Origin of the sequence: Curtobacterium sp. WHRI 8282 (genome assembly GCF_040223925.2) — a bacterium.
In the GTDB taxonomy this organism is placed as follows: Bacteria; Actinomycetota; Actinomycetes; order Actinomycetales; family Microbacteriaceae; genus Curtobacterium; species Curtobacterium flaccumfaciens.
In genome coordinates this window covers 336309-358184 of the sequence record NZ_JBEHCD020000004.1, presented here as the reverse complement: position 1 = coordinate 358184, position 21876 = coordinate 336309, and the positions used below count along the sequence as shown (strand labels likewise).

The window sequence follows — 21876 nt, the reverse complement described above, 5'->3', positions numbered from 1 at the left end:
CGACATGACCACGAACCTCGCGACCTACTCGGTCGTGCTCACGTACTCCGCGATGGCGGTGTACGTGGTCGCGTTCATCTCGTTCGCCCTCGACATGGCCAAACGCTCCGGCGAGGTCACGGCCGCCGCGAAGAACGCGGGCGCCGACGACAGCTCGTCCGACGCGGCCGGCGCCACGTCGGCACGCGGAGCGAAGACGGTCGCGACCGTCCGCGGCGGCACCGTCGTGCTCGAGCAGGTCGCCGCACCGCCGTCGGGTGGCTCGGCCGGCCGCGGCACGAAGTTCGAGCGCGTCGGCATGGCGATGACGATCCTCGCGCTCGTGCTGCACGTCGCCTCGGTCGTCCTCCGCGGCATCGCGGCCGACCGTGTGCCGTGGGGCAACATGTTCGAGTTCTCGCTGACCGGCACGGCGCTGATCACCCTGATCTTCCTGCTCGTGCAGTTCTGGCAGAACCTGAAGTTCCTCGGTGTCTTCATCACCGGCCTGACGATCATCCTGCTCGGCATCGCGACGGTGAACTACTGGGTCCCCGTCGTTCCGCTGCAGCCGGCCCTGCAGTCGTACTGGCTGGTCATCCACGTCTTCGTGGCCATCGCCGGCACCGGGTTCTTCGCGCTCGGCGCGGGGCTCGCGGTGGCGCAGCTCGTGCAGACGTACCGCCAGGGCCGCACGGCCTCCGGCAAGCTCCGCTTCATGGCGACGCTGCCCGACGCCGACCGACTCGAGGTCCTGACCTACCGCGTCCTGCTCGTCGGCTTCGTCCTCTGGACCTTCACCCTCATCGCCGGTGCGATCTGGGCGGAACGCGCCTGGGGTCGCTACTGGGGCTGGGACACGAAAGAGGTCTGGACCTTCATCATCTGGGTCGTCTACGCGGGCTACATCCACGCCCGTGCGACCCGCGGCTGGCGCGGTGCGCGGTCGTCCTGGCTGGCCCTCATCGGCTTCGCTGCGGTGATGTTCAACTTCTCGGTCGTGAACGTCTTCTTCAAGGGCCTGCACAGCTACTCGGGGCTGTGAGCCGCATGGGTCGCTGATGCGGCCCTGGTCGCGACCACGACCGGACGGGAGGCACGGTGCCAGCTGGCACCGTGCCTCCCGTCCGTCGTCGGGTCGCGTGCACGGCCAGGAAGACGCCGTCGTGTCGGTGGGACGCCGCGTCGTCGGCGAGACGCCGCAGGTTTCGGCGGCGTCTCGATGACTCGGCGGCGTCTCGATGACGTGGCGGCGTCTCGATGACGTGGCGGCGCCGAAAGGAGACGCCGGCGTCTTGCGGGGACGACGGCGTCTCGTGAGGACGCGGCGGGTGCGCTACCCGGCGGCGAGCAGTGCGTGCACGCGGGCCACCCGCGCACGCCACCACGCCGTGCGCTCCGGCGACGCGGCGGACCGCTCCACCAGCTCGGGCGCGACGTCGACCCGGCGTACCGGCACCCGACCGCCGACCGGCAGCAGGGGATCGGCCGTGACGTCCCCGGCGAACATCGCCGCGGTCCCGAGTCCTGCGGCGTACCCGGGGGTCATCGCCGCGGCGGCCAGGAACGCTCCCATCCCGAGCCCGACCGAGGTGTCGAGCGCGCTGGAGACGACGCACGGCAACCCGGCGTCGGCGATGACGGCACGGGCCGCGCTGATCCCGCCGAGCGGCTGGGCCTTCACGACCAGGACGTCGGCGGCACCGGCCCGGGCGACGGCGAGGGGGTCGCTCGCCTTCCGGACGCTCTCGTCCGCGGCGACCCGGACCCCGAGGCCGGCGACGCGCGACCGGAGCTCGGCGAGCTCGGGCACCGTCGCACAGGGCTGCTCGGCGTACTGCAGGTCGAACGGTGCGAGCCGCTCCAGCGCCGCGGTGGCCTGCTCCACGCTCCACAGCCCGTTCGCGTCGACCCGGACCGCGGCCTCGGGCCCCATCACCCGGCGGACCGCGGCGACACGGGCGACGTCGTCGTCGACCGTCGTGCCGGGCTCCGCGACCTTGACCTTGGCGGTGGTGCACCCGGGGTACCGCGCGAGCAGGTCGGCGACGGCGTCGGCGGCGATCGCCGGGACGGTGGCGTTGACCGGCACGGAGTCGGCGGCCGGTTCGTGGTCCGTCCACCCGAAGTCGACGGTGGCCCGCAGCCAGGCGGCGGCCTCGGCGTCGTCGTACTCGACGAACGGCGAGAACTCGGTCCAGCCTGCGGGGCCGCGCAGCACGACCGCCTCGCGCGTGGTGATGCCGCGGAACCGCACGCGCATCGGCAGGGCCACCACGTGGGCGTCGGCGAGGAGTTCGGCGAGGTCGGGGAGCACGTCCGCCATCCTCCCACCGCACCCAGGGGGCCCGCCGGTTCCTCGGAGGGGACCGCCAGGGCAGGGCATTAGCATGCATCGGTCGGCCTCGGTCGGCAGGGGAACGACCCGAAGACGATGGAGGCTCGGTGGCGGTGGATCCGCGGCAGCGCGCAGCACAGCAACGCGCATCGCAGCGCCCGTCCGACCCGTCGGGCGCCGCGGCCCGTCCGGCGTCGGCAGCCCGATCGGCGGCCGCAGCCCGACCAGCGGCGGCAGCCCGACCGGCAGCGGGCGCTCGACCCGCGGCGGCTGCCGGGCGCGACTCCGACGACTTCGCCAGCCTCATGCAGCGCAACACCGTCGACGTGCGGCAGACGGGCGCCACGAGGCGCCGCAACCCCGTCGTCGGCAAGATCGCACTCGGCCTCGCCGTCGTCTCCGCCGCGGTCGACGCCAGTGCCTTCGCCGTGTTCATGGGCGGTGACACGAACTTCGCCTTCGGCATCTGCTTCGTCGTCGTGTTCCTGACGCTCGTCGCCGCGGTGCTCGGGTTCGTCGCCGCCGTCGGCTCGTTCGGGCGCTGGTACGGCGCCGTCGGGGTCGTCCTGGCGTTCTTCGCGAACCCCGTGATCCTCATCGTGATCATGGTGTTCGTCGCGCCGGAGATCCTGACCGACATGGGCGCCTGACCCGCCAGACGCCCGGCGGTACGTTGGGAGCATGGCTGCTCCCGTCTCCGACCTGTTCGACCCCGACGTCTGGACCACCGCTCCGATCGCGGAGCAGTTCACCGACATCACGTACCACAAGCACGTCTCCAAGGGCATCGTCCGGGTCGCCTTCGACCGTCCCGAGGTCCGCAACGCCTTCCGCCCGCGCACGGTCGACGAGCTGTACCGCGCCCTCGACGACGCCCGGCAGGACCCCCGTGTCGGCGTCGTGCTGCTCACCGGCAACGGCCCGAGCCCGAAGGACGGCGGGTGGGCGTTCTGCTCCGGCGGCGACCAGCGCATCCGGGGGCGGAGCGGCTACCAGTACGTCGGCGACGAGGGTGCACCGCCGGAGGGCGTCGACCCCGCGGCCGCACAGGCGTCGATGGGGCGGCTGCACATCCTCGAGGTCCAGCGCCTGATCCGGATGATGCCCAAGGTCGTCATCGCGGTCGTCCCCGGCTGGGCTGCCGGCGGTGGGCACTCCCTGCACGCGATCTGCGACCTCACCATCGCGAGCGCCGAGCACGGGAAGTTCAAGCAGACCGATGCCGACGTCGGCTCGTTCGACGGCGGTTACGGCAGCGCCTACTACGCCAAGCAGATCGGGCAGAAGTTCGCCCGCGAGGTCTTCTTCCTCGCGCAGGAGTACTCCGCCCAGCGCGCGTACGAGATGGGTGCGGTGAACGCCGTGGTGCCGCACGCCGACCTGGAGCGGGAGGCGATCCGCTGGGGCGAGATCGTGCTCGGCAAGTCCCCGACGGCGATCCGGATGCTCAAGTACGCGTTCAACGCCGTGGACGACGGCATGGTCGGCCAGCAGGTGTTCGCGGGCGAGGCGACGCGGCTGGCCTACGGCACCGACGAGGCCGTCGAGGGTCGTGACTCGTTCCTCGAGAAGCGTGCTCCCGAGTGGACCGCGTTCCCCTGGCACTACTGATGCCCCGTCCGCTGGTCGCGACCGGCACGTCGGACCCGACGGCCGTGCTGCGCGGCCTGGAGGCAGCACTCGCCGGCGGCCCCGCACTGCTCCCCGTCGCCGAGGGGGCTCCTGCACTGCCGACGCCGCCGCCGGCCGAGGTCCGTCAGGCGGTCGCCCTGGTGGTCGAGACGAGCGGGTCCACCGGCACCGGCAAGCGGGTGGCGCTCTCGTCCGAGGCGCTCCTCGCCGGTGCCGCCGCGGCCGACGCGGCACTCGGTGGGCCCGGGCGCTGGGTGCTCGCACTGCCGACGCACTACATCGCCGGCATCAACGTCCTGATCCGCTCGATCACCGCGGGCACCGACCCCGTCGTCGTGCCACCCGGGCACTTCGCGGCCGCCGCGTTCACCGAGGCGGCCGAACGGCTCGTCGTCGGTCCGGCCGCGCCCCGTCGCTACACCTCCCTGGTGCCTGTGCAGCTCGCACGAGTCCTCGACGACCCCGACGCCACGCGTGCGCTCGCCCGGTTCGACGCGGTGCTGGTCGGCGGGCAGGCCACCCCGGCGCCGCTCCGGCAGCGGGCGCTCGACGCCGGGGTCCGGATCGTGACGACGTACGGTGCGAGCGAGACGAGCGGTGGATGCGTGTACGACGGCGTCCCGTTCGGCACGGTGCGCACCGCGCTGGTCGACGGCGAGCTGCACCTGGCCGGGCCGATGCTCGCCGAGGGGTACCTCGACGACGACGCCCGCACGGCGTCGGCCTTCGTCGAGCGGGACGGGCTGCGCTGGTACCGGACCGGGGACACCGCGACCCTGTCGGACGGCGTGGTCCGCGTGCTCGGACGCCTCGACGACGTGGTGATCTCCGGCGGCGAGAAGGTCCAGCTCGGTGCGGTCGAACGGCTCGTCCGCGGGCTCCCCGGACAGGAGAGCGCTGTCGTCGCCCGGCGCTCGGCGGGGGAGTGGGGCGAGGTCCCGGTCGTCGTCACCGAGCAGCCGCTCGACCTCGAGGCCGTGCGTGCCCACGTCGGAGCCACCCTGGGGCGTGCCGCCCGCCCCGCCGACGTGGTCCTGGTGCACCGGATCCCGATGCTGCCGTCGGGCAAACCCGACCGTCGGGCCGTGCAGGCGCTCGCCGACCCGGTCCGCTCGTCGGGACCGCGAGCCGCCGGGCGGTCGCATCGGCAATAAGATCGGTGCTCGTGGCACGAACGAAGAACTCGACGCAGAAGCAGGGCCGGTCCGGCAACCCGGCGAAGGCCGCTGCCCCCGCCCGCACCAAGCGGAAGGCGACCGCACGCGACTGGATCGGCGGCGCACGCCTGCGCACCCTGACCCTCGGTGTCGTCCCGGTCGTGCTCGGCACCGCCGTCGCGTTCGTCGGCAGCGGTGAGCCCGGCGACTTCGGCGACTACCTGGCGAAGGACGGCCACCTCGCGGTCGCGCTGCTCGCCCTGGCCGTGGCGCTGTTCCTGCAGATCGGCGTGAACTACAGCAACGACTACTCCGACGGGGTCCGCGGCACCGACCAGTACCGCGTCGGTCCGGCACGACTCACCGGAGCCGGCCTGGCCAAGCCCCGGACCGTGCTCACCGTCGCCCTGACGTTCTTCGGCCTGGCCGCGGTCGCCGGCCTGGTCATCGTGCTGCTCACCCAGCTGTGGTGGCTGCTGCTCGTGGGGGCCGCCGCCATCGTCGCCGCCTGGTTCTACACCGGTGGCAAGAAGCCGTACGGGTACAACGCCCTCGGCGAGGTCTTCGTCTTCGTCTTCTTCGGACTGGTCGCCGTGCTCGGCACCCAGTTCGTGCAGATCCGCGAGGTCACCGTCAACGGCTGGGCAGCCGCCGTCGCCGCCGGGTTCTTCGCCTGCGCGGTCCTGATGGTGAACAACATCCGCGACATCGACGAGGACCAGCTGGCGGGCAAGCGCACGCTCGCCGTGGTCGTCGGCCGTCCGGTGGCCCGCGTCCTCTTCGGCCTGTTCCTGATGCTGCCGTACGTCGTGCTGCTCTGGTTCGTGCTGCTGTACTTCCGCACGGGCTTCACGTACTTCTCGCTGCTGCTGGCCCTGCCGGCACTGGCGATCGGGGTGTCGTCACGGAAGCCCCGCGAGCTCATCACGGCCCTGCAGCTGTCGTCGTTCGCCTCGCTCGCCTTCGGCGTGGTGCTCGGGATCACCCTGGCCGTCCAGCCGTAGCCGTTCCGGCTGCTCGACTGGACGGTCCCGCGTCCGGGGTCAGTCGGCGTCGGCGTCCCGTCGCGCTCCGTGCCGCTCGGCATCGGACACCGGACGGTCGGTCGGGGTGGCCGCCGCGTCGGAGTCGGCGGCGTCGACGAAGTCGTCCTCGAAGTCCGAGTCGGCGTCGCGCTCCGGGGTGCCGCGGCGGTTCGCCAGGCTCAGGGCCACCTGCGTGCGCAGTCCGGACAGGGCGATGTACGAGACGAGCAGGCCCACCAGGGCGGCCACGATCGTCGCCCAGTACCACGGCATCGGCGTCAGGAGCAGGAGGAGCACGAGCGCCACCACGAAGATGCCGAGCCGAGCCAGGGTGTACAGGAGCCACGCTTTCACACGGTGAGTCTACGGAAGCGCCGACCGGCAGGGGCATCACAGGGTCGCGACCTAGACTTCACCGCATGGTCCGCTTGTGGTTGATCGTCGCCGTGGCCGCCGTCGCCTTCACGGTGTACGCGGCCATCGACTGCGGCACGATGCCGCGTCAGCGCGTCCGTTCCCTGCGTCGCGGCGTGTGGCTCCTGCTCGTCATCATCCTGCCCGTCCTCGGTGGCGTGCTCTGGTTCCTGCTCGGTCGCACCCCGGCGGCCGACCCCGGTGCGTCGGCCCGCTACCGTGGACCCGAAGACGACCCGGACTTCCTCGGCACCACGCCGGAGCCGGGCACCACCCTCACGGACAAGGACCAGGACGACGCGACCCTCCGAGACCTCGAAGACCAGTTCCACGAGCGCGACGACGACGGCCGCACCGATCGCTGACGGCCCCGTCGGTTCGGGCAGCCCGGCGACGGACACCGCACTCGCCCTCCTGCAGGAACTCGTGCGTGCCGGCGTCACCGACGTCGTCGTGAGCCCCGGTTCGCGTTCCCAGGCACTCGCCCTCGCGGCGGTCGCCCTGGAACGCGCCGGTGGGCTGACCGTGCACGTGCGGTTGGACGAACGGACCGCCGGGTTCTTCGCACTCGGGCTCGCGGTCGAGACGCACCGGCCCGCAGCGGTGGTGACGACGTCGGGCACCGCGGTGGCGAACCTGCACCCCGCCGTGCTCGAGGCGCACCACTCCGGCGTGCCGATGATCGTGCTGAGCGCCGACCGCCCCGACGAGCTGCGCGGCATCGGCAGCAACCAGACCACCGTCCAGCCGGGGATCTTCGGTCAGGCCGTCGCCTTCGTCCGCGACGTCGAGGCCCCGTCGGCGCACGGTGTCGACGCCTCGCTCCGCGACACCCTGCGCACCCTCGCCCGACAGGCCGTCGCCGCCGCAGCCGGGCACACTGGGCAACCCGGTCCCGCGCAGCTCAACGTCGCGTTCCGCGAGCCGCTGTCCGCCGGGCTCGTCCCGGAGCACGTCAGCCCCGTGCCGGACGACGAGGTCGACCTGGCGTTCGCGACCCGCCGGGCGCACACCGGTCTGCCGGTCGCCGAACTCACCCCGGACGACGAACCGGGCACCGTCGTCATCGCCGGGCACGACGCCGGCGAAGACGCCGAGCGGATCGCCTGGGAACTCGGGGCGCCGCTCCTCGCCGAGGTCTCGAGCGGCGCGCGCTTCGGCCGCAACCTGGTCGTGGCCTACCGCGAGCTGCTGCGCGACCCGGACCACGGCGGTGCCGTCCGCCGGGCCGTCGTGCTCGGCCACCCGACCCTCAGCAGGGAGGTCCCCGCGCTCCTGCAGCGCGACGGGGTCGAGACGATCGTGGTCCGCGGACCGGCGGCCGACCCCTTCGACCCGGCCCGCGCCTCTCCCCACCGGCACGGCCCGGACGCCGCTGGCGCGTCGCCCGGGAACCGGCGGCGTGGGCCCAGCGAATCATTGACCACCTTCGTGTCCGACGTCCGCGTGACGGGCCGGACCCGGCCGGAGCACCGCGCGTGGGTCGGCCGCTGGGTCGGCTCCAGCCGCCGGATCCTGGGGGACGGCGACGCCGGCCCGGACCTCGACGCCAAGCGCTCCGCCGACCGCGTCGAGCGGAACAAGTTCCTGCGTGACGAGGTCGCGCTCCGTCGCCGACCCGTCGACCGCGCCATGCTCGCCGAGGCCGTCTGGGGCGTGACCTGGCCGCACGACCGGCTGGTCCTCGGGGCGTCGCAGCTCATCCGTGAAGCCGATGCCCGGGTGCTCGGCAAGAAGATCCGGGTGCACGCGAACCGCGGGCTCGCCGGCATCGACGGCACCGTCTCGACCGCGCTCGGCATCGCCGCGGCGCTCGAACAGTCCTCGGCCTCGGTGGGCACCACCCGCGTGCTCCTCGGTGACCTGACGCTGCTGCACGACCTCGGAGCGTTCGTCACCGGCACCGAGGAACGCACCCACCGGGTGCAGGTCGTCGTCGGCAACGACCACGGTGGCGCGATCTTCCGAGGGCTCGAGGTGGCGAAGACCACGCCGGAGGCCGACATGCGGCGGATGATGTCGACCCCGCAGCACGTCGACGTCGAGCGGGTCGTCACGGGCCTCGGGTGGGAGTACCGCCGGGCGGCGACGTGGGGTGACCTCGAGCGGGTGCTCACCGACCCCGCCGAGCGGGTCGTGATCGAGGTCCCGCTGTCGGACTGACCGGTCGCGCGGCTGCGCCCCGCGCGGCTACGCGGTCGCGCGGGTCGCGCGGCTACCCGGTCGCGCGGGTCGCGCGGCTGCCTCAGGCCAGCGCGTCGGTGATCGGCCGGAACTTCAGGGCGGTCTCGGCGACCTCGCGCGCGGGCTCCGAACCAGCGACGATCCCGGCCCCCGCCCAGGCTCGGACGGTGCCGTCGTCGTCGATCCGGGCGCTGCGGAGCGCGAGCATCCACTCGCCGTCACCCGTCGCACTCATCCAGCCGACCGGCCCGGCGTAGCGGCCGCGGTCGACGCCCTCGAGCTCGGCGACCAACTGCACGGCCACGTCGGTCGGGGTGCCGGCGACCGCGGCCGTCGGGTGCAGGGCGTCGGCGACGTCCAGTGACGTGGTGTCGGGCGGCAGCGTGGCCTGCACGTCCGTCGCCAGGTGCCACAGGTTCGGCAGCTGCAGCCGGAACGGTTCGGCGTCGGCGCGCAGGTCCGTCGCGAGCGGGGCGAGGGCCGCGAGCAGACTGTCGATCGCGAAGGTGTGCTCCTCGACGTCCTTGGCGCTGCTGGCCAGGGCCTCTGCTGCAGCCCGGTCGGACACCTCGTCGGTGCCCCGGGCGGCGCTGCCGGCGAGCACCCGTGCGGTCAGCCGCGTGCCGTCGGTGCGGGCGAGGGTCTCGGGGGTGGCGCCGATCAGCCCGTCCACCGCGAAGGTCACGCACTGCGGGTAGGCGGCCGCGAGGTCGAGCAGGACCGCCCGTCGATCGGCTCCCGGCGGCAGCGTGCCGACGAGGTCGCGGGCGAGCACCACCTTGCGGGCGCTCCCGGACACGATGCGGCGGACGGCCTCCGACACGTTGGCGGCGTAGGTGTCTTCGTCGATGTGCCCGGGACGCAGCGCGACGGAGACGTGCGGCCCGACGTGGGGGACCGGGACCGAGGTCCGGGTGAAGGCCAGGGGCTCTGCGCCGAGCGTCGTGTCGATCGCGGTCAGCCAGGCCTTGCCGCGCCGCCGACCGAGGACCACCCGGGGCACGATGAGCACGCTCTCGTCGGCGGAGTCGTCGGCGAAGGCGAACGACCCGAACGCGACGAGCCCCGAACCGCGCAGCTGCACCGGGTCGTCGACGACGGCGGTCTCGACGACGCTGCGCCAGAGGGCCGCGGCGTCACGCATCCGGTCGGGGCCGGTGAAGGTGAACCGGAGTGCCTCGCCGATGCCGACGATGCCGTCGCCGTTCCGGACGAAGGCGAGGGGACGGTCGCGGAGCGTGTGGCGGAGGACGGCGCCCGGGTCGTCGAGGATCCGGGTCGAGACCGTCAGCGGGGGCGCCGCCGTGGTGGTTCGGGTCACGGCTCCGATGCTACGCGCCGATCCCGCACCGCCCGGGTGGCTGCGAGTCCGGTGAACGCTCGGTCGGGACCTCTAGGATTGATCGTGTGAGCAGAGCGGACCTGAACAAGCGCCCGGACGAGGTGGCGGCGATGTTCGACGACGTCGCGGCCAAGTACGACCTCACGAACGACATCCTGTCGGCGGGCAACGCCCCGCTGTGGCGTGTCGCCACGGTCCGCGCGGTCGACCCGCAGCCCGGCGAGAAGGTCCTCGACATCGCCGCGGGCACCGGGACCAGCGCGGCGGCCTTCGCCAAGAAGGGCGCCGAGGTCACCGCGCTCGACCTGTCCGCCGGCATGATCGCCGTCGGCCGTGAACGCCACCCCGAGATCACCTTCGTCGAGGGCGACGCCGAGCAGCTGCCCTTCGACGACGACACGTTCGACGCCGTCACGATCTCGTTCGGGCTGCGCAACGTGAACGACCCGAAGCAGGCGCTCGCCGAGATGCTGCGCGTCCTGAAGCCCGGTGGCCGCGTCGTCATCTGTGAGTTCTCGACGCCGCCCCGCGCCCTGCTGCGCTTCGGCTACGGCACCTACCTGAAGCGCGTGCTCCCGGGCATCGCGCGGCTCTCGAGCAGCAATCCGGCCGCCTACCGCTACCTCGCCGAGTCGATCGACGCGTGGCCCGACCAGCAGGTGCTCACCCAGTGGCTCCGCGGTGTCGGCTTCTCGGTGGTCGCCTACCGCAACCTGACGGCCGGTATCGTCGCACTGCACCGTGGCCGCAAGCCCGTCGCCGACACGGTGCGCGAGTCCGCGGCACGGCGTGCGAAGGCCCGCCGCGACCACCAGAACACCGGCGAGCAGCCGCGCGTCGACCCGGCCGCCGACTGACCGGTCACCACCCCCGAAGACGGAGCAGCACTTGAATCCGAGCGTCCCGGTCGCACGTCGCGCGCCGAGCCTGCGCGCATCGCTGGGCATCGGCGAGCGGTTGTTCGCCACGCCCGCCGACCGACGCTTCATCTCCGCGGTCGACGACGGGCTCGAACTCGTCGAGCAGGGGCTCGAGGACGCCATGCGTTCCACCGACACCCTCGCCGACACCACCAGCCGGTACCTGCTGTCCGCCGGTGGCAAGCGCATCCGCCCGACCCTGACGCTCCTCATCGCTCAGCTCGGTGACGGCGTGACCGACGCCGTGGTCAAGGCCGCGGTGAGCATCGAGACCACGCACCTGGCGTCCCTGTACCACGACGACGTCATGGACGAGGCACCCGTCCGCCGCGGGGTCCCCGCCGCGCAGATCACCTACGGCAACAACGTGGCGATCCTGACCGGTGACCTGCTCTTCGCCCGCGCCAGCCTGATCACGGCCGACCTCGGCACCGAGGGCATCCGGATGCAGGCCGAGACCTTCCAGCGCCTCTGCATGGGGCAGCTGCACGAGACGACGGGGCCGCAGCCGGACGACGACCCGCTCGAGCACTACATCCAGGTGCTCAGCGACAAGACCGGTTCGCTCATCGCCACCGCGGCACGCGCCGGCGTGATGTTCTCCGGTGCCGACCGCGCCTACCTCGACGCCGTCGGTACCTTCGGCGAGAAGGTCGGCGTGGCCTTCCAGCTCGTCGACGACGTCATCGACCTCGCCCCCGCGACGGACAAGACGGGCAAGATCGCCGGCAACGACCTGCGCGCAGGCGTGGACACCCTGCCGGTCCTGCAGCTGCGCCGGATGGCCGCGACCGATCCGTCCGCGCAACACCTGGTCGAGCGCATCGAGCGCGACGTCAACGGTGCGCCCGACGACGTGGTCGACTCCGCGCCGTACCAGTCGGCCGTCGCCGCGCTCCGCGAACACGAGGCGACCGCGGCGACCCGCGCCGTCGCCGTCGCCTGGGCCCGCGAAGCCGTCGCCGCCCTCGCCCCGCTCCCCGACGGCACCGTGAAACGGGCACTCACCCGCTTCGCGGACTCCGTCGTCGACCGAAGCCGCTGAACACCCCTCCCGACGCGGCACGCCCACGGCGGCCCGGTCGGGAGGCCCCCGGGAACCCCCACCCGAACGAACTGGAGACGATCAGTGCCCACCCTCCGACTCGCCATCGTCGGCGCCGGCCCGGCCGGCATCTACGCCGCGGACATCCTGCTGCGCGAGGCGCACGGCTACGACGTGTCGATCGACCTGTTCGAGCAGCTCCCCGCGCCCTACGGTCTCGTCCGGTACGGCGTCGCCCCCGACCACCCGCGCATCAAGGGCATCATCAACGCCCTGCGTGACGTCCTCGACCGCGGTGTCGTCCGGCTGTTCGGCAACGTCCGCTACGGCGAGGACATCACCCTCGAGGACCTCAAGAAGCACTACAACGCGGTGGTGTTCTCGACCGGTGCGATCAAGGACGCCGACCTCGACATCCCCGGTGTCGACCTCGACGGCTCGTACGGCGCAGCCGAGTTCGTGAGCTGGTTCGACGGCCACCCCGACGTCCCGCGCACCTGGCCGCTGCACGCCGAGAGCGTCGCGGTCATCGGCGTCGGCAACGTCGCCCTCGACGTCTCGCGCATCCTGGCGAAGCACGCCGACGACCTGCTACCGACCGAGATCCCCGCGAACGTGTACGAGGGCCTCAAAGCATCGCCGGTCACGGACGTGCACGTCTTCGGCCGCCGCGGTCCGGCGCAGGTGAAGTTCACGCCGCTCGAGCTCCGCGAGCTCGGCGAGGTCCGTGACGTCGACATGGTGGTCTACGACGAGGACTTCGACCACGACGAGGCGTCGAAGACCGCGATCGCGACGAACAAGCAGGTCATGGTGATCAACCGTGTCCTCGAGCAGTGGCGCACGCGCGAGGTCGGCCAGGCCAGCCGCCGGCTCCACCTGCACTTCTACGCGAAGCCGATCGAGTTCGTCGGCGACGAGCAGGGCAAGCTGACCGCCATCCGCTACGAGCGCACCCGTCCGAACGGCGAGGGCGGCGTCGAGGGCACCGGCGAGATCCGCGAGATCCCGATCCAGGCCGCCTACCGCGCGGTCGGGTACTTCGGTTCCCCGCTGCCCGGGGTGCCGTTCGACGAGCGGCACGGTGTCATCCCGAACCACGAGGGCCAGGTCCTCGACGACGACAACCAGCAGATCCCCGGGGTGTACGCCACCGGCTGGATCAAGCGCGGTCCGGTCGGGCTCATCGGACACACGAAGTCCGACGCGATGGAGACCGTGCAGCACATCGTCAACGACCAGGCGAGCTGGTGGACCCCGGAGGACCCGTCCGACGAGGCCATCCCGGCCCTGCTCCGCGAGCGCGGTGTCGAGTACACCGACCTCGAGGGCTGGCACCACCTCGACACCCACGAGCAGGCGCTCGGTGCGGTCGACGGGCGCGAGCGCATCAAGGTGGTGCCGCGCGACGAGATGATCGACGTCTCGCTCGGCCGCGTCGACACCCCGACCAGCTGACGACCATGACCGACACGCGCCCCGTCCCGCCCACCGCGGTGCGGGGCGCGTCCGCGTCGGGGTCACGGCTGCAGGGCGTGGACGTGGCCCGTGCGGTCGCGCTGCTCGGCATGATGGCCGCACACGTCGGCGGCATCGCGGAGCAGCTCGACTGGACCGACCCCGCCACCTGGACCGCCGTCGCCCACGGCCGCCCGTCCACACTGTTCGCGGTCCTCGCCGGGGTCTCGATCGGCCTGACGAGCGGCCGTGCCGACCCGCCCGGCCCGCCCACCATCGGCCGCATCCGTGCCCGGCTCGCCATCCGCGCCGTGGTGGTCGTCGTCATCGGGTTCGCCCTGATGGCGCTCGACACCCCCGTGTACGTGATCCTGCCGACCTACGGGGTGCTGTTCCTGCTGGTGGTCCCGGTGCTCCGCGTCCGACCGGTGGCGCTGCTCGGCATCGCCGCGCTCTGCGCGGTGCTGTCGCCGCTCGCCGCGCTGACGATCGCGCCGGCCTACGCGGACGCCGGCATGATCGGCGTCCAGCTCGGCCTGGTCTACCCCGTGGTCACCTTCCTGGCGTACGTCCTGGTGGGGCTCGCGGTCGCCCGGGCAGGCCTGGAGGAACGTGGCCGGCAGGTTGCGCTCCTCGTGTCCGGCGCACTGGTCGCCACCACCGCGTACGTCGCCGGGTCGGTCCTCGCCCCGCTGCCGGACGACGCGGCCCTGGCGTTCCCCGGGGTCCCGTACGCGGGCGAGGGCTCGACCCCCGGCCAGGCCCTCGCACAGCTGTTCCTGTCCCCGCGTGACCACTCGTCGTCAGTCGTCGACGTGGTGGGGACGGCCGGGGTGGCGGTCGCCGTGATCGCCCTGTGCCTGCTCGTGTTCGACGGCCGCGGGCGTTTCGCCGAGCGGATCGCGTTCCCCCTGGCCGCGGTCGGCTCGATGCCGCTGACGGTGTACTCGGGGCACCTCGTGGTCATCGCGATGCTGCCGACCTCCCCCGAGTCGGTCGAGGCCTGGGGCTGGTTCGCCCTCGGCTCGGTGGTCTTCGCGATGCTGTGGCGGCGGTTCCTGGGTCGCGGCCCGCTCGAGCGGGTGGTGGGGGCCCTGGTGTCCCTCGTCCCGATGCGCTGAGCGCACCTGGCGGAGCCCCACCGGGCCTCCCGGCGGCTACTGCAACGCCGCCGTGAGCCGCGCGACGTTGTCGAGCACCTTGGACCGGCGCGGACGGTCGAACCACTCGTCGAGCGTGAGCTCGAAGCTGTGCTCCTTGTACGCTTCCTGCACCTCGCGCAGGGCGTCGACGAAGCGGTGCCCGCGCACCATCACGGAGACCTCGAGGTTCAGGCTGAACGAGCGCATGTCCATGTTGCTCGACCCGATCACCGACACCTCGTCGTCGATCGTGAAGTGCTTCGCGTGCAGGATCGTCGGCGCGCGGTACAGCCAGATCCGCACACCGGCGCGGAGCAGTCCTTCGTAGTAGGAGCGCTGCGCGTGCCAGGTCATCGCGTGGTCGCCCATCTCGCCGACGAACAGCTCGACGTCGACCCCGCGCTGCGCCGTCGTGGTGATGGCGTAGAGCATCGAGTCGTCCGGCACGAAGTACGGCGACGTGATCGAGACCTTCTGCTGCGCCGAGTAGAGCAGCGCGTTGAACAGGCGCAGGTTGTTCTCGCCGTCGAAGCCCGGGCCGGACGGCACCACCTGGCAGTCGAGCGCGTCGCCGCGGTCGGCCCGCTGGACGGGGTCGCTCTCGCGCAGCAGCAGCTCGTCGGTCTCGCTGTACCAGTCGGTGACGAACAGGGCGTTGAGCCCCGCGACGACCGGTCCCTCGAACCGAGCGAACAGGTCCTTGTAGACCATGCCCTTCTCGACGTGCGACTTGATGTCGTACGACGCGTCGATCAGGTTCTGCGAGCCGGTGAACGCGACCGAGCCGTCGATCACCATGATCTTCCGGTGGTTGCGGAGGTCGGGGCGCTGGAACTTCCCCTGCAACGGCAGGAGGGGCAGCATCAGGTGCCACTCGATGCCCGCCTGGTCCATGAACGACAGGGTGTCCTTGTAGCCCGGGTACCCGCGGCTGGCCCAGTGGTCGAGCAGGAACCGCACGGTCACCCCACGGGCCTGCGCCCGCGCGAGCGCCTCGAAGAACGGGCGCGTGGTGTCGTCGAGCGTCGCGATGTAGAACTCGACGTGCACGAACCGGCGGGACTGGTCGATCGCCCGGGTCATCTCGGCGATGGACTCCTCGGAGTCGGGGTAGAGCTCCGCGGAGTTGCCGCCGACCAACGGCATCGCGCCGAGTTCGCGGTTCAGCCGCGTGACGCTCTCGAGCCACGCGGGCCACGGGTGGTCGCGCCGGACCCGCTCGATGCCCTCGGTCTGCTCGAGGATGTACGCGTTGATCTCGGTCTGCTTCTCGCGACGGGCGCGGGGGAGTTTCGTCGACCCGATGACCAGGAAGACGATGAAGCCGATGTAGGGGATGAGGAAGATCGCGAGCAGCCACGCCGTCGCGGTCTGCGGCTTCCGGTTGATCGGGACGTAGATGATCGAGAAGACGCGGATCGCCAGGTCCAGCAGGACGAGCAGGACGGTGATGACGACGCTGAGCCAGTGCTCCACGGGGTGTCGGGTGTCGTTCGCAGGGGCCGCGGGTCAGCGGAAGTTGATGAACTGCAACGGGACGTCGAACTCTTCACCCTTGAGGAGCTGGATCGTGTTCTGCAGGTCGTCACGGCTCTTCGACGAGACGCGGAGCTCGTCACCCTGGATCTGGCTCTTCACCGTCTTCGGGGCGTTGGCCCGCAGGAACGCGCCGATCTTCTTCGCCACGTCCTGCTCGATGCCGTTCTTGAACTTCACCTCGATGCGGTACTCCTTGCCCGAGGGGTACGGGTCGCCGGCGTCGAGGCTCTTCAGGCTGATGTTCCGCTTGATCGCCTTGCTCTGCAGCACGTCGAGGACCGCCTTGGCGCGCTCTTCCGAGTTCGCCTTGATCAGGACGTCCTCGCCGCTGAACGCGACCGAGGCGTCGGCGCCCTTGAAGTCGTACCGCTGCTCGATCTCCTTGGCCGCCTGGTTGAGGGCGTTCTCCGCCTCCATCTTGTCGACCTTGCTGACCACGTCGAAGGAACTGTCTGCCATGCCGACAGCCTAACGGCGGACGGGAGGCCCGGTTCGGCCCCCGTGCGCGGGCCCTCGTAAGTGCGTGGTCGCGTCCAGGGCCGATGGTCACGACCACCGTCAGCCATCCGCTATGCTTTTGTGCGCGCCTTCGGTTGGTGATCACACCGGCTGGGTGCGCATGGCAAGTTACCCAAGCGGCCAAAGGGATCTGACTGTAAATCAGCCGGCGTAGCCTTCGGGGGTTCGAATCCCTCACTTGCCACCATCTGATCGGCCCCGTCCACTGCGGACGGGGCCGATGGTGTTTCCGGGAGGATGGGTGCATGGCATCCGACCCCACACCGTCCCAGTTCGCCGACCTCGCCGAGTCGATCGCCCGTGACGCAGCGGCGCTGGCCGCACGCCGCCGTGCCGAGGGGGTCGAGATCGCGGACCGGAAGTCGAGCATCGTCGACGTGGTCACGGCCGCCGACCGCGAGGTCGAGGCACTCATCCGCGCCCGTATCGCCGAGGCCCGCCCCGACGACGCCTTCCACGGCGAGGAGTCCGGGTCGGCCTCCGGTGCCTCGGGCATCACCTGGGTGGTGGACCCGATCGACGGCACGGTCAACTACCTGTACGGCAGCGCCGAGTACGGCGTGAGCATCGGCGTCGTGCGGGGCGCACCCGACCCGACGACCTGGGACCCGATCGCGGGCGTCGTCGTGGCGCCGGCGACGGGCACGGTCTTCCGCGCGGCCGTCGGTCAGGGAGCGACCCGTGACGGGGAACCGTTGTCCGTCGCCGCGCCCGGCTCGCTTGCCGAGACGCTCGTCGCCACCGGGTTCGGGTACACGGCCGACCGTCGCCGGGAGCAGGTCGCGGTGCTCGCCGGACTCATCGGCGAGGTGCGGGACATCCGCCGCGGGGGAGCGGCGTCGCTCGACTGCTGCGCCGTCGGGGCGGGCGTGGTGGACGCGTACTACGAGCGCGGGATCAACCCGTGGGACATGGCCGGTGGTGCCCTCGTCGCGCAGGAGGCCGGCGCGGCCATCCGCATCTGGGAGGCCGGAGGGACGCGCTCCTTCCTGTTCGCGAGCCCCGCCGTCGCCGACGAACTCGAGGCCCTGGTGCGCGGTCTCGAGGCCGGTGCGCTCGGAGCCGTGCGGGCCTGACGACGTGCCGATCCCCGGGGCCGGGGGTGCCGGGCGGACCTGACTACGACTGGCGACCTGCGACCTTGCCTGCTAGCGTGCTCAGGTCCCGTTATCTGCTCGTTACCAACGAGTGAGCCCTTCTCTGATCAGGATCGCCACCGCACGCATGCCCCGTACTCCTCTGTCGTCCGCTCCCACCGACGGTTCCGTCGACGCCGCCACCCCGGTCGTCCACCAGACCCGACGCGCTCGGATCGAGGCAGAGCGAGCCGCGGCGAAGGGCACGGTCGTGGCGCAGGAGGGACAGGGCTCGACGGGTCCGAGCTTCGACGACGTGATCGGTGCGGTCACGCCGGGAACCCCCGCGGCCCCCGTGTCGCCGATCGACCTCGCACCGGCATCGCCCGTGCGCCCGGCCTCCCGGATCGTGACGCCGCCGGCCCCCACCTCGCCCGTCGTGCACGCCCTGCGGGTCGCTCCCGTCGCCCCGGCGTCGCAGCCCCGTCGTGTCGCGGGGCAGGTCCCCGCATCGCGCCGCCGCAGCAGCCGTCCGGTCACGAAGACCGCGGTCGCCCGCGCAACCCGTCACATCCGGTCCACGGCCACCACGACCGCCGCAGCAGCGCGGTCCCCGAAGCAGGGCGCGTCGTTCCGCCGTGCTGCTTCGCGCGTGACCGCGGTCGGCGCACTGCTCTTCGCAGCAGGCCTCGTGGTCTCGACCTCGCTGCCGGCGCAGGCGCTCTGGGTCCCGGCGTCCGGCTCGACCGCGGCCCGTGCCACCTCGGGTGCCACCCAGTCGATGCAGGTCGGTGCCTCGGCCGACGGATCGACCGCCCGTGACCAGTACACGGTTTCCGACGCCACGCAGTACGCGAACGTCGACTCCTCGACCTTCACGAACGACCCGACCGGCACCATCCAGTGGCCGTTCCTGACCGGCGTCCCGATCACCTCGGGCTTCGGTGGACGCCAGGTCGCCGGGTGCTCGTTCTGCTCGACGAACCACATGGGCATCGACTTCGCCCCGGGCGAGGGCACCCCGATCGGCGTCATCGCCGCCGGCACCGTGATCAAGGTGCAGGCGAACGACGGCGGCTTCGGCAACGACGTCTGGGTCGAGCACGACGTGGACGGCAAGCAGTTCGTCAGCGTCTACGGGCACATGGAGGACAACTCCTTTAAGGTCGTCACCGGCCAGCACGTCGAGGTCGGCGACATCCTCGGTCTCGTCGGCAGCACGGGCAACTCCACGGGCCCGCACCTGCACCTCGAGGTGCACGTCGACGGGGTCCCGGTGGACCCGCTGGCGTGGCTCAAGACCAACGCGAACTAGCGGCCCACGACGCGGCACGCCCGGGCGTCTCGTCCGGTTCCGGAGCAGCGTCGGAGGTCTGCTATCCTCGTGTGGTGCCGTTCGCGGCACATCGCCCCGATAGCTCAGTGGTAGAGCACCTCCATGGTAAGGAGGGGGTCGTCAGTTCAATCCTGACTCGGGGCTCCGACCCGGTGCGCGTGCCGCTCCGGATCTCTGGCGGGGTAGCTCAGTTGGTTAGAGCACACGACTCATAATCGTGGGGTCGCGGGTTCAAGTCCCGCCCTCGCTACACGCAAGGCCCTCTCGTCCAGGATTCCCTGGGTCAGGGGGCCTTCTCTGTTGCCGGCCCCACTTCGATTTCTGGGGTCCACCCACCGCGCGATCAGTCCGCCGCCTGCACGTCGGCCGCGACGTTCTCCTGCGCGGCGAACTGGGTGCGGTGCAGCTCCTCGTACCGGCCACCCGCGGCCAGCAGTTCGTCGTGTGTGCCACGCTCCACGATCGATCCGTCCTCGACCACCAGGATCACGTCCGCGCTGCGGATCGTGGAGAGCCGGTGCGCGATCACCATCGCCGTCCGCCCCTCGAGCGCCTCGCCGAGCGCAGCCTGCACCGCTGCCTCGGACGTGGAGTCGAGTGCCGCCGTCGCCTCGTCGAGGATGACGACGCGTGGCTGGGCGAGCAGGAGCCGGGCGATCGTCATCCGCTGGCGCTCGCCCCCGGACAGCCGGTAGCCGCGTTCGCCCACCATGGTGTCCAACTGGTCGGGGAGGGACCGGATGAGCGGCTCGAGCCGCGCACGGCGGACGGCGTCCCACACCTCGTCGTCGGACGCCTCGGGCCGTGCGAAGCGCAGGTTGGAACGGATGGTCTCGTGGAACAGGTGGCCGTCCTGCGTCACCATGCCGAGGGTGTGCCGCATCGAGGCGAACGTGACGTCGCGGACGTCCGTCCCGGCCAGGCGCACCGCGCCGCTGTCGACGTCGTACAGGCGCGCGAGCAGCTGTGCGACCGTGGACTTGCCGGCCCCGGACGAGCCGACCAGGGCGACGGTCTGCCCCGGCTCGATCCGGAAGGACAGTCCGTGCAGCACCTCCTCGCCGCCGCGGGTGTCGAGCGTGGCGACCTCCTCGAGCGAGGCGAGGGACACCTTGTCGGCAGACGGGTAGGCGAACCGGACGTCGTCGAACTCGACGGAGACGGGGCCGTCGGCGATGGTCACCGCGTCGGGCTGCTCCCGGATGAGCGGTTCGAGGTCGAGCACCTCGAAGACGCGCTCGAAGCTGACCACGGCGCTCATGATCTCCACCCGCGCGTTCGCCAGGCTCGTCAACGGGGCGTACAGCCGCGTGAGCAGGAGCGCCAGGGTGACGACCTCGCCGGTGTCCAGCCGGCCGGCGAGCGCGAGGAAGCCGCCGAGCCCGTAGACGAGCGCCAGGGCGAGCGCGGAGACGAGCATCAGCGCGGTGAAGAAGACGAACTGCAGCATCGCGGTCCGGACACCGATGTCGCGGACCCGGGCGGCACGGACGCGGAACTCCTCGGCCTCTTCGTCGGGTCGGCCGAACAGCTTGACGAGGGTGGCGCCGGGAGCCGAGAAGCGCTCGGTCATCTGGGTGCTCATCGCGGAGTTGTGGTCGGCGGCCTCGCGGCGCAGGGCGGCCAGGCGGCTGCCCATCCGGCGTGCGGGCACCAGGAAGACCGGGAGCATGACGACGGCGAGGACCGTCACGAGCCACGAGGTGCTGAGCATGACGATCAGGGTGAGGACCAGCGCCACGAGGTTCGTGACCACGCCGGACAGCGTGCCGCTGAAGGCCTGCTGGGCGCCGATCACGTCGTTGTTGAGGCGACTCACGAGCGCACCGGTCCGGGTGCGGGTGAAGAACGCGATGGGCATCTTCTGCACGTGGTCGAAGACGGCGGTGCGGAGGTCCAGGATCACGCCCTCGCCGATCCGTGCCGAGTACCACCGCGTCGTCAGCGACACGGCGGCGTCGGCCACGGCCACCAGGGCGATGACCACGGCGAGCCGGACGATCGTCGAGACCTCTCCGCGGGCGACGATGACGTCGACCACCTGCCCGGCGAGGACCGGCGTCGCGACCGCGAGGAAGGCGCCGACGACGGAGAGACCGATGAACACCAGCAGCTTCGCCCGGTACGGCACCGCGAACGTCAGGATCCGCCGGACGGACGCGCGGGAGAACCCGTGCTTGCCGCCCTGCGCGGACGAGATCTTGTACAGCGAGCTCCAGGCTGCGCTCTCCATGCTCATGGCGGTTCCTTTCCGGGGCCCCTGGCCCAACCTAGATGGCTGGCCGGGTCCCCGGTGACCGCTCCTGTGGCGGTGCGCCGCGCGGCCACCCGCCGGAGGCCGTCGGGCCGGCTTACTGCGTGCGGTGGGAGCCCGTGTCCGTGCGCGTCGCGAGCACCCCGGCCGTACGGAACGCGTCCTCGACCGCGGCGGTGACGTGCTGCCAGGCGGCCCGTCGCCGGTTCGCCCCGATGCTGCCGCCCGACACGGCCGTGCCGTGCCCGGCCCGGCGCAGGGTGATCGTGGTGGTGGCGCCGTCCACGACCGTCGACAGCTCGTACCGGCGGTACTCCCGGGCCGGCTGCACGAGCGCACCGAGCAGGATGGTGAGCGTGCGGCTGCCCGCCGTCGCGGTCATCGTGCCACCCGTCGACTCGACGTGGTGGCCCGTGCGGCGCAGCGCGGCGGCCGCGACCTCCATGGCGGTGCACCGGTCTCCCGTGTGCACGGCGAACTCCGTCGTGGTGTCCATCGGCCCTCCCCGTCCCGAAC

At 71.9% G+C, this 21876-nt stretch carries 20 protein-coding genes and 3 tRNA genes; 16 read left to right on the top strand and 7 right to left on the bottom strand.

Going from position 1 to position 21876, the window contains the following annotated elements; genetic code table 11:
- Positions 1-4: 4 nt before the first annotated feature.
- Positions 5-1024 (top strand): c-type cytochrome biogenesis protein CcsB, encoded by a 1020-nt coding sequence (gene ccsB, locus ABRP24_RS15535; RefSeq protein ID WP_349849130.1) that lies wholly within the window; start codon positions 5-7, stop codon positions 1022-1024.
- A 291-nt stretch (positions 1025-1315) separates the two neighbouring features.
- On the opposite strand, the gene ABRP24_RS15530 is transcribed toward ccsB, so the two are convergent.
- Positions 1316-2305, bottom strand: a complete 990-nt coding sequence (locus ABRP24_RS15530) for an o-succinylbenzoate synthase (RefSeq protein ID WP_349849112.1) — start codon at positions 2303-2305, stop codon at positions 1316-1318.
- Between the two features lie 317 nt (positions 2306-2622).
- Between ABRP24_RS15530 and ABRP24_RS15525 the strand changes: the two genes are divergently transcribed.
- The 4 genes from ABRP24_RS15525 to ABRP24_RS15510 are packed head-to-tail and all read left to right on the top strand — an operon-like array spanning position 2623 to position 6110.
- On the top strand, positions 2623-2967 hold the full coding sequence (locus tag ABRP24_RS15525; protein ID WP_027466348.1) for a hypothetical protein: 345 nt from the start codon (positions 2623-2625) through the stop codon (positions 2965-2967).
- 31 nt (positions 2968-2998) lie between these two features.
- Positions 2999-3928: a 1,4-dihydroxy-2-naphthoyl-CoA synthase gene (locus tag ABRP24_RS15520; RefSeq protein WP_071406303.1), complete on the top strand. Its 930-nt coding sequence runs from the start codon at positions 2999-3001 to the stop codon at positions 3926-3928.
- A complete protein-coding gene (locus ABRP24_RS15515; protein WP_349849110.1) occupies positions 3928-5103 on the top strand; it encodes an AMP-binding protein in 1176 nt (391 codons plus the stop codon). Before ABRP24_RS15520 ends, ABRP24_RS15515 begins: the two co-directional genes overlap by 1 nt.
- A 5-nt stretch (positions 5104-5108) precedes the next feature.
- Positions 5109-6110, top strand: coding sequence for a 1,4-dihydroxy-2-naphthoate polyprenyltransferase (locus tag ABRP24_RS15510; protein WP_349849108.1), 1002 nt, complete (start codon positions 5109-5111; stop codon positions 6108-6110).
- A gap of 39 nt (positions 6111-6149) precedes the next feature.
- On the opposite strand, the gene ABRP24_RS15505 is transcribed toward ABRP24_RS15510, so the two are convergent.
- Positions 6150-6485 (bottom strand): DUF4229 domain-containing protein, encoded by a 336-nt coding sequence (locus tag ABRP24_RS15505; protein WP_071247405.1) that lies wholly within the window; start codon positions 6483-6485, stop codon positions 6150-6152.
- A gap of 65 nt (positions 6486-6550) precedes the next feature.
- Here ABRP24_RS15505 and ABRP24_RS15500 point away from each other — a divergent pair, with 65 nt between their 5' ends.
- Entirely contained in the window at positions 6551-6910 is a 360-nt protein-coding gene (locus ABRP24_RS15500; protein WP_071406307.1) for a PLDc N-terminal domain-containing protein, read from the top strand.
- Positions 6903-8708 carry a 2-succinyl-5-enolpyruvyl-6-hydroxy-3-cyclohexene-1-carboxylic-acid synthase gene (gene menD, locus ABRP24_RS15495; RefSeq protein ID WP_349849128.1) on the top strand — a complete coding sequence of 602 codons (1806 nt, stop codon included), beginning with the start codon at positions 6903-6905 and terminating at the stop codon, positions 8706-8708. The genes ABRP24_RS15500 and menD overlap by 8 nt, the downstream gene beginning before the upstream one ends.
- A gap of 82 nt (positions 8709-8790) precedes the next feature.
- Here the strand turns inward: menD and ABRP24_RS15490 are convergent, their stop codons facing one another.
- Positions 8791-10050 (bottom strand): isochorismate synthase MenF, encoded by a 1260-nt coding sequence (locus ABRP24_RS15490; RefSeq protein ID WP_176709102.1) that lies wholly within the window; start codon positions 10048-10050, stop codon positions 8791-8793.
- Positions 10051-10136: 86 nt separating this feature from the next.
- Here ABRP24_RS15490 and ABRP24_RS15485 point away from each other — a divergent pair, with 86 nt between their 5' ends.
- The 4 genes from ABRP24_RS15485 to ABRP24_RS15470 all read left to right on the top strand — a co-directional run bounded on the left by ABRP24_RS15485 (position 10137) and on the right by ABRP24_RS15470 (position 14615).
- On the top strand, positions 10137-10928 hold the full coding sequence (locus ABRP24_RS15485; RefSeq protein ID WP_017888622.1) for a demethylmenaquinone methyltransferase: 792 nt from the start codon (positions 10137-10139) through the stop codon (positions 10926-10928).
- A gap of 31 nt (positions 10929-10959) precedes the next feature.
- On the top strand, positions 10960-12036 hold the full coding sequence (locus ABRP24_RS15480; protein WP_027466355.1) for a polyprenyl synthetase family protein: 1077 nt from the start codon (positions 10960-10962) through the stop codon (positions 12034-12036).
- Between the two features lie 84 nt (positions 12037-12120).
- On the top strand, positions 12121-13494 hold the full coding sequence (locus ABRP24_RS15475; protein WP_071247400.1) for an FAD-dependent oxidoreductase: 1374 nt from the start codon (positions 12121-12123) through the stop codon (positions 13492-13494).
- 5 nt (positions 13495-13499) lie between these two features.
- Positions 13500-14615: a heparan-alpha-glucosaminide N-acetyltransferase domain-containing protein gene (locus ABRP24_RS15470; protein ID WP_349849106.1), complete on the top strand. Its 1116-nt coding sequence runs from the start codon at positions 13500-13502 to the stop codon at positions 14613-14615.
- 36 nt (positions 14616-14651) lie between these two features.
- On the opposite strand, the gene cls is transcribed toward ABRP24_RS15470, so the two are convergent.
- Together cls and ABRP24_RS15460 are read right to left on the bottom strand one after the other, a co-directional pair.
- A complete protein-coding gene (gene cls / locus ABRP24_RS15465; protein ID WP_071247396.1) occupies positions 14652-16112 on the bottom strand; it encodes a cardiolipin synthase in 1461 nt (486 codons plus the stop codon).
- Positions 16113-16145: 33 nt separating this feature from the next.
- On the bottom strand, positions 16146-16634 hold the full coding sequence (locus ABRP24_RS15460; protein WP_017888627.1) for a YajQ family cyclic di-GMP-binding protein: 489 nt from the start codon (positions 16632-16634) through the stop codon (positions 16146-16148).
- A 162-nt stretch (positions 16635-16796) separates the two neighbouring features.
- Here ABRP24_RS15460 and ABRP24_RS15455 point away from each other — a divergent pair.
- The 5 genes from ABRP24_RS15455 to ABRP24_RS15435 all read left to right on the top strand — a co-directional run bounded on the left by ABRP24_RS15455 (position 16797) and on the right by ABRP24_RS15435 (position 19356).
- Positions 16797-16881 (top strand) — tRNA-Tyr (locus ABRP24_RS15455).
- Positions 16882-16939: 58 nt separating this feature from the next.
- On the top strand, positions 16940-17770 hold the full coding sequence (locus ABRP24_RS15450; RefSeq protein WP_349849105.1) for an inositol monophosphatase family protein: 831 nt from the start codon (positions 16940-16942) through the stop codon (positions 17768-17770).
- 148 nt (positions 17771-17918) lie between these two features.
- On the top strand, positions 17919-19085 hold the full coding sequence (locus ABRP24_RS15445) for a peptidoglycan DD-metalloendopeptidase family protein (protein WP_349849104.1): 1167 nt from the start codon (positions 17919-17921) through the stop codon (positions 19083-19085).
- 93 nt (positions 19086-19178) lie between these two features.
- A tRNA-Thr gene (locus tag ABRP24_RS15440) sits at positions 19179-19250 on the top strand.
- Between the two features lie 32 nt (positions 19251-19282).
- Positions 19283-19356 (top strand) — tRNA-Met (locus ABRP24_RS15435).
- Positions 19357-19449: 93 nt separating this feature from the next.
- Here ABRP24_RS15435 and ABRP24_RS15430 read toward each other — a convergent pair.
- Together ABRP24_RS15430 and ABRP24_RS15425 are read right to left on the bottom strand one after the other, a co-directional pair.
- Entirely contained in the window at positions 19450-21345 is a 1896-nt protein-coding gene (locus ABRP24_RS15430) for an ABC transporter ATP-binding protein (protein ID WP_349849103.1), read from the bottom strand.
- 112 nt (positions 21346-21457) lie between these two features.
- On the bottom strand, positions 21458-21856 hold the full coding sequence (locus ABRP24_RS15425; RefSeq protein ID WP_111056175.1) for a hypothetical protein: 399 nt from the start codon (positions 21854-21856) through the stop codon (positions 21458-21460).
- Positions 21857-21876: the final 20 nt, after the last annotated feature.

Bases quoted from the DNA above. Each gene is read 5' to 3' on its own strand.
- ccsB (WP_349849130.1), top strand. From the start codon at position 5: ATGACCACGAACCTCGCGACCTACTCGGTCGTGCTCACGTACTCCGCG.
- ABRP24_RS15530 (WP_349849112.1), bottom strand. From the start codon at position 2,305: ATGGCGGACGTGCTCCCCGACCTCGCCGAACTCCTCGCCGACGCCCAC.
- ABRP24_RS15525 (WP_027466348.1), top strand. From the start codon at position 2,623: ATGCAGCGCAACACCGTCGACGTGCGGCAGACGGGCGCCACGAGGCGC.
- ABRP24_RS15520 (WP_071406303.1), top strand. From the start codon at position 2,999: ATGGCTGCTCCCGTCTCCGACCTGTTCGACCCCGACGTCTGGACCACC.
- ABRP24_RS15515 (WP_349849110.1), top strand. From the start codon at position 3,928: ATGCCCCGTCCGCTGGTCGCGACCGGCACGTCGGACCCGACGGCCGTG.
- ABRP24_RS15500 (WP_071406307.1), top strand. From the start codon at position 6,551: ATGGTCCGCTTGTGGTTGATCGTCGCCGTGGCCGCCGTCGCCTTCACG.
- ABRP24_RS15470 (WP_349849106.1), top strand. From the start codon at position 13,500: ATGACCGACACGCGCCCCGTCCCGCCCACCGCGGTGCGGGGCGCGTCC.
- ABRP24_RS15460 (WP_017888627.1), bottom strand. From the start codon at position 16,634: ATGGCAGACAGTTCCTTCGACGTGGTCAGCAAGGTCGACAAGATGGAG.
- ABRP24_RS15450 (WP_349849105.1), top strand. From the start codon at position 16,940: ATGGCATCCGACCCCACACCGTCCCAGTTCGCCGACCTCGCCGAGTCG.
- ABRP24_RS15445 (WP_349849104.1), top strand. From the start codon at position 17,919: ATGCCCCGTACTCCTCTGTCGTCCGCTCCCACCGACGGTTCCGTCGAC.
- ABRP24_RS15430 (WP_349849103.1), bottom strand. From the start codon at position 21,345: ATGAGCATGGAGAGCGCAGCCTGGAGCTCGCTGTACAAGATCTCGTCC.
- ABRP24_RS15425 (WP_111056175.1), bottom strand. From the start codon at position 21,856: ATGGACACCACGACGGAGTTCGCCGTGCACACGGGAGACCGGTGCACC.